The organism is Vibrio sp. 704 (assembly GCF_033339295.1).
The window spans coordinates 93,847-107,549 of the sequence record NZ_JAWOUH010000003.1 but is presented as its reverse complement, the minus strand read 5'-3'; the positions used below and the strand labels follow the sequence as shown (position 1 = coordinate 107,549).

Annotated in this window: 11 protein-coding genes and 1 riboswitch; of the genes, 6 read left to right on the top strand and 5 right to left on the bottom strand. The window is 45.0% G+C overall.

Annotated features, from left to right (window positions below; translation table 11 throughout):
• Positions 1-77: 77 nt before the first annotated feature.
• Genes mukB through cmoM form a run of 4 tightly spaced genes read right to left on the bottom strand, consistent with a single transcriptional unit; the run spans position 78 to position 7,381 of the window.
• Positions 78-4,541 carry a chromosome partition protein MukB gene (gene mukB / locus R7R24_RS06505; protein ID WP_054578033.1) on the bottom strand — a complete coding sequence of 1,488 codons (4,464 nt, stop codon included), beginning with the start codon at positions 4,539-4,541 and terminating at the stop codon, positions 78-80.
• Between the two features lie 2 nt (positions 4,542-4,543).
• Positions 4,544-5,269 carry a chromosome partition protein MukE gene (gene mukE, locus R7R24_RS06500; RefSeq protein ID WP_005378379.1) on the bottom strand — a complete coding sequence of 242 codons (726 nt, stop codon included), beginning with the start codon at positions 5,267-5,269 and terminating at the stop codon, positions 4,544-4,546.
• The gene (mukF, locus tag R7R24_RS06495; RefSeq protein ID WP_054577974.1) at positions 5,250-6,587 is read right to left on the bottom strand and encodes a chromosome partition protein MukF; all 1,338 of its coding nucleotides are present in this window, start codon (positions 6,585-6,587) and stop codon (positions 5,250-5,252) included. The genes mukE and mukF overlap by 20 nt, the downstream gene beginning before the upstream one ends.
• 2 nt (positions 6,588-6,589) lie before the next feature.
• Complete coding sequence (cmoM, locus tag R7R24_RS06490) at positions 6,590-7,381, bottom strand: tRNA uridine 5-oxyacetic acid(34) methyltransferase CmoM (RefSeq protein ID WP_054578034.1); 792 nt, start codon at positions 7,379-7,381, stop codon at positions 6,590-6,592.
• 114 nt (positions 7,382-7,495) lie between these two features.
• Between cmoM and elyC the strand changes: the two genes are divergently transcribed.
• Positions 7,496-8,281 carry an envelope biogenesis factor ElyC gene (gene elyC / locus R7R24_RS06485; RefSeq protein ID WP_005387893.1) on the top strand — a complete coding sequence of 262 codons (786 nt, stop codon included), beginning with the start codon at positions 7,496-7,498 and terminating at the stop codon, positions 8,279-8,281.
• A gap of 72 nt (positions 8,282-8,353) precedes the next feature.
• On the opposite strand, the gene torR is transcribed toward elyC, so the two are convergent.
• Positions 8,354-9,064: a two-component system response regulator TorR gene (gene torR, locus R7R24_RS06480; protein ID WP_005378370.1), complete on the bottom strand. Its 711-nt coding sequence runs from the start codon at positions 9,062-9,064 to the stop codon at positions 8,354-8,356.
• Positions 9,065-9,330: 266 nt separating this feature from the next.
• On the opposite strand from torR, the gene torD reads away from it, so the two are divergent.
• The 5 genes from torD (at position 9,331) to R7R24_RS06455 (ending at position 13,677) form a co-directional block, all read left to right on the top strand.
• A complete protein-coding gene (gene torD, locus R7R24_RS06475; protein WP_005378369.1) occupies positions 9,331-9,978 on the top strand; it encodes a molecular chaperone TorD in 648 nt (215 codons plus the stop codon).
• Positions 9,979-10,446: 468 nt separating this feature from the next.
• Positions 10,447-11,451, top strand: coding sequence for an HTH-type transcriptional repressor PurR (purR, locus tag R7R24_RS06470; protein WP_005378368.1), 1,005 nt, complete (start codon positions 10,447-10,449; stop codon positions 11,449-11,451).
• A gap of 287 nt (positions 11,452-11,738) precedes the next feature.
• A riboswitch (cyclic di-GMP riboswitch) is annotated at positions 11,739-11,828 on the top strand.
• A gap of 116 nt (positions 11,829-11,944) precedes the next feature.
• Positions 11,945-12,535 carry a TfoX/Sxy family DNA transformation protein gene (locus tag R7R24_RS06465; RefSeq protein ID WP_005378367.1) on the top strand — a complete coding sequence of 197 codons (591 nt, stop codon included), beginning with the start codon at positions 11,945-11,947 and terminating at the stop codon, positions 12,533-12,535.
• Positions 12,536-12,649: 114 nt separating this feature from the next.
• Positions 12,650-13,336, top strand: a complete 687-nt coding sequence (locus tag R7R24_RS06460; RefSeq protein ID WP_005378366.1) for a TVP38/TMEM64 family protein — start codon at positions 12,650-12,652, stop codon at positions 13,334-13,336.
• Positions 13,337-13,356: 20 nt separating this feature from the next.
• The gene (locus tag R7R24_RS06455; protein ID WP_017820033.1) at positions 13,357-13,677 is read left to right on the top strand and encodes a DUF2007 domain-containing protein; all 321 of its coding nucleotides are present in this window, start codon (positions 13,357-13,359) and stop codon (positions 13,675-13,677) included.
• Positions 13,678-13,703: the final 26 nt, after the last annotated feature.

The following is a 13,703-nucleotide window of genomic DNA, read 5'->3' as shown; positions in this document are numbered from 1 at the left end:
ATGTTGTTCGAAGCCTACCTCGTAAATAGATACAAAAACGCCCGCGTTCATTGCGGGCGTTTTATTAGATTCGGGGTTTACGATTCAAACTCTTCAATCATCTCTTGCGCTTCAGTCTTAGGCTTATCCGTTTGACCAAAACCACGCAGACCAACTACGTGTACGTGCTCGTGGTCTTTAAACACCTTACGCACCAGTTTGTAGGTCGTACCTTTCTCTGGGCTGATGTTTTCAGGTGCCGCGATGAGAAGCTGCATATCCAGACGGTCACACAATTCGAACAATGTCGCGATCGATTTCGCATCCAGACGCGCGGCTTCATCCAAGAAGAGCAGACGACAAGGCACAATGTCTTTGCTGCGTAGACGACGAGACTCTTCTTCCCAGCTTTGAACAACCATAAGAAGGATTGACTGACCGGTACCGATCGCTTCACCTGTTGATAGCGCGCCAGACTCAGCCTGTAGCCAACCATCTGTACCACGGTTCACTTCTACACTTAGCTCTAGGTAGTTACGGTAATCCAGTAGCTCTTCACCCAGAACTTGAGGAGAACGTTGACCCATATCGATGTGTGGGTTCACGCGTTGGAACAGTTTCGCCATTGCTTCAGAGAAGGTAAAGCGAGTCGATTCAAACAGGTCTTTATGCTGCTCTTGTTGTGTCGCTAGGCCGTTCAGTAGCACTTCGTGACTTTCGCGGATCTTCACGTTCAGACGTACGCCCTTCACCTGACCAAACGAGATGTTCGACAGGCCTTGGTTCAGCATACGAATACGGTTTTGCTCACGTTGAATCGTCTTCTTGATAATGCTCGCTACTGACTCAGAGCTGATCGCTAGACGGTTTTCACGTTGCGTTAGCTCTTCCGTTAGACGCGCCAGCTCGACTTCCATCTCTTCGATTGCTTCAACTGGGTCATCAGTACGGATGATATCCTGACGAATACGCTCACGAAGGTGTTGGTATACAGCAATATAGAACAGAACTTTACGCTCTGGACGTGCATTATCTTCTGATAGACGCAGCGCATCACGCAGGTCGTCATTGTTCGCAACCGCTAGACGCAGCGCACCCAGTGATTTATCCGACATCGAACGCAGTTCATCCGCTGACATGTAAGCCAGTTCACGCTTGTGTAGACGACGCTCAACATCATTCTCACGCGCCAGACGAAGTACTGAACACCAGCCAGCTTTCGCAGCAACCACGAACGTACGCAGCTCAACGTATTCTTTCTGAACTTTCTTCAGACGTTTTGCCAAGCCTTTCATCTCTAGTTCAGTAGAGGTGATCGTGCGCTCGTATTCGCTCTTACGGCTGCGAGACGAGTGTAGACGCTCGTGCAGTTCGTCACGACGACGCATTGCGCGCTCTTCCGCACCTTCGTCAGCGTTCACGCCAAACTCTTGAAGTTCTTGTTTGAACTCTTGAACCGTTTCCAGTTTCGCTTGGTGTGAACTCTTCAATGATGCCAATACTTGGTTGTATTGGTTCATTTGACCTTGCGATTGCTTCAACTCTTCACGAGAGCGAGTACGCATTTGTTCAGCTTGAACCAGTTTAGCTTTTAGCTGCTCACTCAGTTCGCTACTCTTGTTCAGTAGGTCTACTGAATCTGAGTAAGCGAAGTAGTGACGACGTTCAACGAGATCCGAGAGTGCAAAGATTTGCTTCTTAAGATCTTGTAGCCGCTCGTCTGCCGCTTTGTATTCTGCTTCTAGTGCATCGAATTGCTCTGGGTCAGCATCAAGCGCAGACGCAATATTCTCTAATTGCGTGACGGCTTTTGCATGGTTGTTTAAGAAGTTTTTTGCCTCTGCAAGCTGAGCGATTTTCTCTTCTAGCTCATCAAAACGCGCTTGCAATGACTCATCTTCAACAAGCACCATGTGTGACGCTAGCTTGTCCAGAGAAGACAACGCTTGCTTGCTGGTTTGAAGCTGAGAACGTTGTTGTTGCTCTTTCGCATCCAGATCCGCCAACACGCGAGCAATTTGGTTACGCTTATCACGAATAGTTGCCAGTGCTTGTTCTGGATCGGCGTCAAAAGCAACCTGAATGTGGTTAGACACAAATAGGTTAAACGCTTGGTACAAGCGCTGCATTTTCTGAGAATCAAACGCCGCTTTCGCGTGTTTCTCTACCACTTCTTCTCGTTCGTTACGCAGCAACTCTAGACGCTGCTCACGTGCCGCACGGCCAAACAATGGGATCTCAGGCAAGCGAGAGTAACGCATTTGGCGATCGTTCATACGAACGCAAACCGCGCCCTCTAACTCTTCTGCATCGAACGAGCTGTCATCAAAGGCATCGATGTCACCTTCAATGATGTACAAGTCTTCTGGACAGTCGTCTAGCTCTACCAGTTTTTCTTCGATGCCTGACAAGTCAGAAACAACGATAGCGTGACGAGCCGGACCGTACATCGCACTGAAGTAAGGCGCGTCATCAATCGTGATGTCATCGTAGATCTCAGACAGCAATACACCGCCCAGCGTATCTGCCAAACCTTTCAGGCGAGGGTCGTTTGAACCACCAGGAGAAGCTAGGCGCTCAATCTCAGCGTCTAGCTGGCTACGGCGCTCAGCAAGCTTATCTTTAGCTAAAGACAGCTCCCTTTCTTGTTCAAGGACAACTTGCATGTGGTTCATTACCGCATGGCGATCCTCAAGCTCTTCACCGCTCTGCTCTCTCAGTTTCTCTAGCGCATCGTTCGCCGCAATCCAAGCTGGTGCTATTGCTTCAAGCTTACTGATTTCTGCCGCCGCGTTTTGCTCTAGACGGCGCTGTTCACCACGCTGATCACGAACTTCTTCTTGAGCTATCTCTAGTGATTCGATTTGCGTCGCATGACGTTCACGTTCTTGTTCAAATGTAACCTCATCGGTTAGTTCAACGTGATATTGCTTTTTGTATTCAGCAACCAGTTCACGTGCTTGACGCTGCTGGTTAAGGCTGCGTTCGAGATCACGGTGTTGTGCTCGCCATTGCTGTTCGTTTTGTGCGATTTGTTGTGACTCACGCGCTTTCGCGATTGCAGTTTTCGCATGTTCAGACGCGTCTTTGCGCTCAACTTGACCAACGACGCTTTGTACCAGTTTAAGCGCGGTTTCAAACTGCTCTGCCGCTGCAGAAGACATGTCCAGTTTGTGCTTAACCGATAGCAACGCATTGGTGTTTTCTGATTCTTTGCTCTTAAGCTCAGAGACAAGCGCTTGTGCCGATTCTGCCGTTAGGCTGTCATCGCCAAGTAGCTGCTTCGCTTTCTCCAGCGCTTGAACTGCTTGTTGATATTGAAGGGCGCGAGTTTGCTGAACGTCAAGAGCTTGCTGGTAATCAGCAAGTTGCGTCTTAAGGCTATCCACCTCTTCTTCTGCAACGGTAGCTTGCTCTTCAGCCATCATCACGCGTTCTTGCGCTTCTTCGACTACCATCATTTGTTCTTCAAGACGCTCGCTAAGCTCTTCAAGATCTTCTTGGTAGCGTTCGATCTTCTCTTGCTGACGCAGCGCGTTTTGCACCAGTTGCAAGTGATCAGAAGCCGCTTGGTAGTCTTGCTCTAAAGAAGATTCTGACTCGATCAGCAGTTCCAGCTCTTCTTGAACGCGGTTAAGCAGATTGTTTTGCTCAATCAAGGTCTCGCGAGAACCAAATAACTCTGAACGCAAAGACAATGTCTGTTCTAGTTTTTTACGACGCTCGTTAGCATGGCGCATATAGTCCGCTGCCACGTAGTTGGTCGACTCTGTAATCAAATGTTTGAACAAGTCACGGTCTGCTTGCGTGGTTTTGATCGCTTCTAGCGTCATGCGGTTTTCACGCAGCGCCGATTCCATATCTTGGAACGCTTTCTTCACGCCGCCGTTTTGTGGCAGAAGGTAGTCACGTAGCGAACGGGTAATCGCACTTGAGATACCACCGTAAAGCGATGCTTCGATCAGGCGGTAGAATTTAGAACGGTCACCAGAGTTACGCAGTTTCTTCGGAATCACACCGAATTCGAACATCTGCGAGTGGTAATCCACGATAGAAGAGAACGCTTTGAATTGAACGCCTTCAAATTCTGCGATTGATTCTTTTACTTCATTGATTTGACGTACACGAGCTTGAGTCGCAGATACGCTTTCAACCAAGATATCCGTTGGTTTCACATGGCTTGGAAGACCTTGGATCACAAACGGTTTGATGTCTACTTTCTTATCACGACCCGCAACTTGCTGTAGTTTTACTGCAAACAATAGGCGTTGGTTACGTGAGTTCACCACGTCTAGCGCCGCATAACATGCGCCCGGCTGTAGCTTACCGTACAAACCTTTGTCGCGAGACGATTGGCTGCTGCCCGCTTCTGTCGTGTTACGGAAGTGCAGCAGCGTTTGGTCAGGAATCAATGCGGTGATGAACGCCGCCATTGTGGTTGATTTACCTGCACCGTTACCACCTGATAGCGTGGTGACCAGACCATCGATGTCAAACGTACGGGCAAAGAAGCCGTTCCAGTTGACCATGGTCAGCGATTGGTATTTACCGCGTTCAATCATGCTCATGCTTCACCCTCTTCTGTTGTTTCTTCTTGGGCTTGGTCGTCTTGATCTTCTTCAGACAATAAGCTGCCTTGGCTTGGCTCTTTGGTGTGCACTACTGCTTCACCATCACGGATTAGACGCAGCTGCGCTTCACGCATGTCATCGCCAATACGTACATCGGCACCAAAGCGGAATACCGCTTCACTGATGCTGAATTTACCGGTTTCACCGATGTTGATGATCATGCCTAGGCGACGCAAACGACGAAGTGACGTACGTACTTTTTCAAACAGCTTTTCTTTATCAAGGTCAGAACCAGTCGCACGGTTCGTCACTAGCTTCATCAGCTTGTTTTCGTCTGCTAGAGCAAGCAGTTCGTCGTACAGCTCTTGGTTAGTAAAGATGCCTTCGTGCGCAAGACGCTCTGGGCTTAGGTAAAGGAAACACAGTACCTTCCCCACCAGCATATCCAGTTCAGAAAGAACACTACGGCCAATCAGAGACGTTGAACGAGGACGAAGGTAGAAGAAACCTTCTGGCGCTTTCACCAATTCGGTGTTGTAGCGTTGGTAGAAAGAAGAAAGCTCAAGTTCGAAATCCGACAACAACGCGTGATTGTCTAGATCTTCACTTGAGATATGACGCCCTGCTCGAAGCATGCTGTCTAGCGCTGGGAACAGAGGGTTAGAAATTGCTTTTGCCAGATTCTCTGACATGTATTCATTAGTATCGGTCGATGACATTCGCTTGTACCTTTGCCCCAAATTCGTTGATTGCTTTCCAGTCTGGTTGAATCGCTTGGTAATCCGATTCTGAATACCCTAGACGTACAGCTTGATCGACGATAATGCGAGCTAAATCAAAATGATGAGTGTAAGGGTGCTGTGCAAGGTAATCTCGCAGTACCACACTCAAATCGATTGGTGTGCCTTGATCTTTATGCGCTTTTAGCATGTCACCAATTCGTTCAGACAACTCATCATTGACTTGTTGAAACTCTTCGTATTCTACTTCCATCGGAACTTGACCCGTGACCTCGTCATCACGCAGTACTAGGGCCTCATCACGAAGGTCGGAAAGCCTCTTCGCATCTGCATAAGTCAGATACCAAGGCGCATCGAAGTAATCTTTGACAGATTGACGCAGACGCGAGCTAAACGCACGATTCTTATCCATATCGATTGCAGTACGGATAAACTTGTGCACGTGTCGGTCGTAACCAATCCAAAGGTCGATAGCTTGCTGGCCCCAGCTTGTGATTCGGTCCAGCTTCATTTGCAGACCAAACAAGGCTTCTTCGATAAACTCCAGCTCAGGGTCACCGTAAACAATTTCTTGAATATCGAGGATCTGAGTTTGCAGTTCATCACTGGCGGCTTGCAGCGTATCTTGAAGTTCACGCAACGTGCTTGATGTTTCTGACAGAAGTGCTTCACAGTTGTTGATCGCTTCGCGCCAGTCTTTGTTAAGCAGGTCAGCAATCTGTTGTTTCACTGACTGTTGCTGCTCATCCATAACACGTTGGTTGAGGTCAATTTGATCGAAAATTTCGCCTACAGAATATTTTAAAACACCGTATACGTTTTTCTTCCAGTGACCCGGTGTGCCACCTTTTTGTGCTGCCTCAATCGCTTTCGCCATTTCATCCGCTACCATGGATAGCTGGATAGATAGACGCAGTTTTGAGAACTCACGATGACGCACGTAGTAGTCGGTTATTCCTATCGCTAATGGCGACAAGCGGTAAATGCTCGCTCCGTCAGTAATTTCACTGACAAAACGGCTCATAAGACGCTGCTTAACCATCTCGTTGATCGCATTGTTCGCACGAAAAGCGGAGGCTTCGCCGGTCTCATCAAATAGTCGAGTGACGATGGCAAATGCATCATGCAGTTCACCTTCACCCAGTTCTTCATCGAACCTTTCATTACTCAGTACGGCAATGGCTATCAAAAATGCCAATCGCTCTGTGGTCAGGTTCAACGAGAAATCGTGCTGCTTAACCCAGCCAACCAGCTCATCGATTGGTTGCTCTGCAGCATTGAGAGTCATCTCACTCATTGTTATTCCTGTTTATCGTTCTTTTTAGCCCACACATGAATGTAGCGGCCTAATGAGAGGTATGGCTCTTGTCGACAAAGTTGTTTTTCTAGCGCCAACACATCTTCAAACTCGTAATCACCCATGTATTCCATATTGCCTATGTAATCACTAAATGAGCGAATACCAGATTTGCCACAAATATTAAAACCTGAATTTTCTATCCACTGGTAGACTTCTTCAGGTTTTAAGCCTTTTTGCGGCTGTAGTTTAAATCTTTTTCGGTGAGGCATGCCGTCTAATATATGAGGAATGTTGCCACAAACCACGTTTTTATAGACTAAACCGTGGTGGTTGTAGAACATGACTGATGCGATACCTCCCGGTTTTACTTGTTCAAGAACTGTTTCAAGTGCGGTCTTAGGATCAACCAGCCACTCCATCACAGCGTGGAACATAACCAGATCGACCTGTCCATCCATATGTTCACCGATGGATTGGACAGGCGAATGAATCAGGCGATACTGCTCAAGCAAACCGTTTTTTTCAATATCCTGCTTAGCCAACTGCAGCATTTCCGAAGATAGATCACATAAAGCGATTCGATGTCCGAGCTTAGCAAGCTTTTGCGACATTTGTGCCAAACCACCACCAGCGTCCAACACTTCTAGGGGTTGCTGGTCAGCATCTAATTCACTTAGAATCTGTAGAAAATCTTCCCACACAATGATTTGGCGGATCTCCCCTTTATCGGAGCCGTAAATATTTTTTGCAAATTTGTGGGCGATATCGTCGAAATTGCGGTCTTCTGTCACTTCTGCTGAGTTATCATAACGGATTGTGCCGCTATTCTGGCACAAGGAAAGCAGGAATAAAGAGGGATACCCTCATTTTTATTATCAATTGATGTTTTTTCGGACTATTTATGTATGTTTGAGCTGAAAAAAGTAGTGTCAGCCATGCTTATGCCCCTTCCGGCATTGCTGCTGATAGGCTTGTTGGGTCTTGCTCTCATTAGTTTTACTACAAAACGTAAAACTGGCTGCTTCGTTGTTCTATTCTCTTTTGTTGGCATTTTTCTTGTTGCCTTCCAACCTGTTTCAACCAAGCTTCTTATGCCGTTAGAGCGAGAGCATAAAGCCTTTTTGCCAGTTTCTGGCACCATCGACTACGTGATGGTTTTAGGGAATGGTCATGTTATCGATGACGAAATTCCACCCACCTCGCAGTTAAGCCGTGCAGCATTAATGCGCTTAACTGAGGGCATTCGTATTTTAAGAATGTATCCAGGCGCGAAATTAATCTTATCCGGCTATGCTGGCGGATCTGAAATTAGCCACGCGCGAATGATGGCGAACGTTGCCCTTGCGTTGGGAGTCGCGAAATCCGATATCATTTTATTAGAAGATGCGAAAGATACGTGGGAAGAGGCGCGTCAAGCGGCTGCATTCGTTCAACAAAAGGAGATTGTGTTAGTCACTTCTGCGAGTCACATGAGCCGTGCATTGTATGAGTTCAACGCAGCAGGCATTAAACCAATCCCAGCCCCGACCAACTTCTTAGCTATTAGCGAAATCAGTCAACCTTGGGATAAATACTCACCTAAAGCGCGTTACTTAGAACAAACAGAGCTTTATTGGCATGAGTACTTGGGCAGTATTTGGCAAAGGTTGCGTGATACTGTCGGCCAAACACCAATGGTTGAAGCAAACTAGTATTATCTTGAAGCCACAAAAAAGGAGAGCCGAAGCTCTCCTTTTTCTTTTTACGATTTAGTTATGTTCCAACTAGTCACCAGCAAACATATAGCCTTCGCCGTGTACCGTTACAAAAATCTGTGGGTTCTTGGGATCGAACTCCATTTTTGCGCGCATACGTCGAATAAGAACATCAATGGTGCGGTCATTCGGCGCATCCACTCGATGGCTGATCATGTTCAAAATACGCTCACGACTTAACACCTGGTTAGGATAAGACGATAATGCCACCAAAAGTTCATACTCTGCTTTAGTTAGTTTTACTGGCTCACCGTTGCGGCTAAGTGCGCGACGTTGAATGTCGAATGTCCACTCCCCAAAGCGCACAATGTGCTCTTCACTGGTTTCATTCGCTTTCGAGCTGCCACTGCGCGCTGCTGAAATACGCCACAGCAAGTTTTTAACGCGAACTAACAGCTCTCTCAGTTCAAAAGGTTTTGTCACATAATCGTCAGCACCCATTTCTAGGCCTACGATTTTATCAATGCTATCCGTGCGTCCTGTTACTAATATGATACCAATATCCGATTGGCTACGTAACTCACGAGTAAGCATCAGGCCGTCTTCACCAGGCAGGTTAATATCCAGCATGATCAGGTCTACATCGCCCGCTTGCAAAACTTCACGCATTTCTGCGCCACTCTCTGCTTCGCTGACTTGGTAGCCCTCATTTTGGAAATATCCCGCAAGCTTACTACGAGTTACAACATCATCTTCTACGACTAATACGTGATAGCTCATTTACACCACTTTTCTGTCTTCTTATTATCCAAGACGTATTCTATTCATAACTAGTAACATTTCTAGTCATAGATACATTAAAACGCAAGATTTAGCGTTTTTATTGATTCAAAACAAGCTTGCCCATTGCTATTAATAAACGGTCATTTTTGACCATAAAACACAACAATTATAGTTACTGCTATTCATTTTAATTGATTACACTTAGGGGATATCCCTAATTGACTTTGTGATGCATGACTTGAAGCATCATTCAGGAGCCCAAAATGCAAGAAGTGAAAGCTTTTAATGAAAAACGCGCTGAAATTTACTGGTGGTTTTCGAGCTTGTTCGCAAAAGAACTAACAGAGAAAGAATTGGAAGCCTATCACAGTGTTGAAATTCGCAGTTTTCTCGCAGGTTTAGGTGAAAATGAGTCGCTGAAACCAGCTGTTGATAGCCTAGTTGATGCATTGAATCGGTTACAAGATCGTGAAGATGCACAACTAGAGCTTGCAGCTGACTTTTGTGAACTGTTTTTGAAGACAGAAAAATACGGCGCTCTTCCTTACGCATCCATGTACATTGGTGAATCAGGTTTACTGAATGACAAGCCAGCTGAGGAAATGGAAAAGTTGATGGCTGAATTTGGCGTTCAAGTAGACGAAAACCTAAAGGAACCTGCGGATCACTTAGCCGTTGAGCTCGACTTTCTCGGGAACATGATTATCCGCTCAAACGAGCTTGAACAAGAAAAACACATGGAAGAAGCCTTCGTTAAACAAAACGACTTTATCCAGCAACAATTGATGTCTTGGTTACCTCAGTTTTCAGACAAATGTAAAAAATTCGACGAATTTGGATTTTACTCGAGTGTCGCGAAACTATTAGTTGCATTTTGTAAACTAGACAGCGCCTACCTTCTTGGTGAATAATTGCCGCCTATTTTTAGGGAGCCTGCCTATCGGGCTTCCTGTATGCCTGAAAGTGACCAATTGTAAGTAACTTGGGTATAATATTCGTTTGCCTTAACTTAGCGCAAAGACGCTTGGTTATTTAGCAGTCAAAATGTGACTTCAAATACACAAATCTCTTGCTGAAAACATTGCTAGTCAGTCCACATAGGGCTAAAATGTGAGCGCAAACGATTAAATATGATTTATATGTAAACCGCTGAAATATAGCGGTTTTTGTGTTTTCTTAACAGGTTGATGGCAATTTCTCATCAGATAGAAAAAAGATAAAATTCATCGACCGATGCTGCTACGTACCCTTTTGTCGCACTTGGATCAACCGCTGCCGAGACACTTAGCGCCAATTTTATATTGCTAGGTGTGAAACCATTAGAGCATCAGGTACATCCAATACGACATATTTCAGTAGCTCGATACAGGACACCATTTATGGCCACGATAAAAGACGTTGCTCGCTTAGCCGGCGTTTCCACTACGACAGTTTCGCACGTTATCAATAAAACGCGTTTCGTTGCAGAAGCAACGCAAGAAAAAGTAATGAAAGCCGTTGACGAGCTGAATTACGCGCCAAGTGCCGTTGCACGCAGCCTAAAATGCAACTCAACTCGTACGATTGGCATGTTAGTAACTCAATCAACTAACCTATTTTTCTCAGAAGTGATTGATGGCGTTGAGAGCTACTGTTACCGCCAAGGCTATACTCTGATTTTATGTAACACAGGCGGGATTTACGAAAAACAACGCGATTACATTCGTATGCTGGCTGAAAAGCGCGTTGATGGCATCCTAGTGATGTGTTCTGACTTAACCGAAGAACTAAAAGAGATGCTTGACCGTCATGCGGACATTCCTAAAGTGGTCATGGATTGGGGCCCAGAGAGCTCACAAGCAGACAAGATCATGGATAACTCAGAAGAAGGTGGCTACATTGCAACCAAACATCTGATTGACAATGGTCATACGGATATCGCTTGTCTAAGCGGTCATTTTGAAAAGCTTGCTTGCCAAGAGCGCATTGCAGGTTTCCGTCGCGCAATGAGCGAAGCGAACCTAGCTGTAAATGAAGACTGGATCCTTGAAGGTAACTTTGAATGTGATACGGCCGTATTAGTTGCAGATAAAATTACCGCAATGGACAAGCGCCCGACGGCGGTATTCTGTTTTAACGACACAATGGCTCTCGGCCTAATGAGCCGCTTGCAACAAAACGGGATCAAAATTCCTGAAGATATTTCAGTGATCGGCTACGACAACATCGAGCTTGCAGAATACTTCTCTCCACCGCTAACGACTATCCACCAACCTAAACGTCGTGTTGGTAAAAATGCATTCGAAATTCTACTTGAGCGTATCAAAGATAAAGAACACGAAAAACGAATTTTCGAAATGCAACCTGAGCTTGTAATTCGAAATACTGTGAAAAAAATGAACTAAATTTCACTGTATTTAACCGTGTTAAATAAGCGCTCTACAGGGGCGCTTATTTTTTTGGAAAAATTAAGCATTCTCTAATACTTCACACCACTCTAATAACAATTGACTAACGTTAACTCCCTGTTTTATATAAATGTAATATATATTAAGAACTCCTTTTCAAAGGCCAATTTGCACCTTTCCATATGCAAAATAGAGCATTCAACCTATCATTTTTATTGAACCGAAATCACACTTTTAACGCTAAACCGTGATGTTAATTCAATATAAGAAGTATGCTCATTGTGTCACGCACAGGGCAAACCATTCGAAAGAGTGGGACGCAAAGCCTCCGGCCTGAACCATATTACGATATGGAAGGTAGCGGGGTTACCGATGGCAAGTGTGTAAGCAATGACTTTACTCTGTAATGACATTGTTTTTACGCATGTTTGCTACTCTCTCGGACCTGACTTTTGGTGGCGTAATATTAATTACACCGAGATAACAAAACATGGATAAACCGATACTCAAAGACTCTATGAAGCTATTTGAGGCACTTGGTAATATCAAGTCGCGCTCAATGTTTGGTGGCTTCGGACTATTCGCTGATGAAACAATGTTTGCACTAGTGGTAAACAATCAGCTTCATATCAGAGCAGACCAAAAAACTTCATCTGACTTCGAGAAACAAGGGCTAAAGCCTTACGTTTATAAAAAACGTGGCTTTCCAGTCGTTACAAAGTACTACGCTATTTCCAGCGATTTATGGGAATCAAGCGAACGCTTAATCGAAGTAGCGAATCAATCATTGAAAAAGGCAAAGCTTGAGAAAGAACAGCAAGCAAGTACAAAGCCTAACCGTTTGAAAGATTTGCCTAACTTACGACTGGCTACCGAGCGCATGCTAAAAAAAGCCGGCATCGAATCCGTAGAGAAGCTTGAAGAGGAAGGTGCGCTTAACGCCTATAAAGCGATAAGAGATACGCACTCTGCAACCGTCAACATTGAGTTGCTATGGGCACTAGAAGGTGCTATCAACGGCACTCATTGGAGTGTGGTACCTCAAGCTCGCCGAGATGAGTTGATGAACGGCCTCCAATAAAAGTCGGCCTAAAAACTATCTTGTAAAACCGCAGTCTAATCTGCGGTTTTTTTGTGAAATTTTTTCGGTTTTCCTACTGTCTTATTACATATATCCCAAATTGGAATCAAAATTATGAATAAGAAACTGATATTAGGTCTCATCCTACTAGCGGCTATCGTCTTTTTAGGTATTAACTTTGGCCAGTATTTAACCTTAGAGAATGCAAAAGCCCAACAAGAAGCACTAACTACATACATCGATCAGAATTTTGTATTCTCGGCTGCGATTTACTTTTTTACCTACATTGCAATTACCGCTTTTTCTATCCCAGGAGCGGCAGTAGTCACCTTACTTGGTGCAGCCTTATTTGGTTTTTGGACAAGCTTGCTACTGGTTTCTTTCGCTAGCACTATGGGGGCAACACTGGCCTTCTTGAGCAGCCGATACTTATTGCGTGACTGGGTACAAAACAAATTCGGAAATAAACTCAACGCAATTAATCAAGGTGTCGAAAAAGACGGAGCTTTTTATCTATTTTCCTTGCGTCTAATCCCTGTATTCCCTTTCTTTCTAATCAACTTACTGATGGGCTTAACACCGATGTCTGTAGGTCGATTTTATCTCACTAGCCAAATAGGTATGCTGCCAGGCACAGCCGTATATCTGAATGCAGGTACTCAATTAGCAACAATTGAAAGCCTATCGGGCATTGTTTCACCCGCAGTATTAGCGTCTTTTGCGCTATTGGGACTATTTCCAATCATCACTAAATGGGTTATGAATAAAGTAAGGCCGACACCAAGTCAGCAAAACTCGTAATTGGTGAAGTGGGTATTTTGATGAAAATATTTATCGCTAAAAACCCAGCAGAAGCACACATTGTATGTGAGCTGCTTAAAGTGGAACAAATTTACTGTGAAGTTCGCGGAGAAGGTATTTTCGGCTTAAAAGGAGAACTGCCGTTTGGTGATGATACCGATCCTTATGTGTGGCTTTTTGACACGGCACAAAAGATGAAAGCTGAAGAAATAGTAAAAGCATATCGAAAACAATCCGATAGGCATGAGTATCAAGATTGGCAATGCCCAAAATGTCATGAAATAAACGAAGGGCAATTTGGTGCATGTTGGCAATGTGGATATCAACTAGGAGAGCTATAGCGGCTCTCCTATTCATTGGATGCACT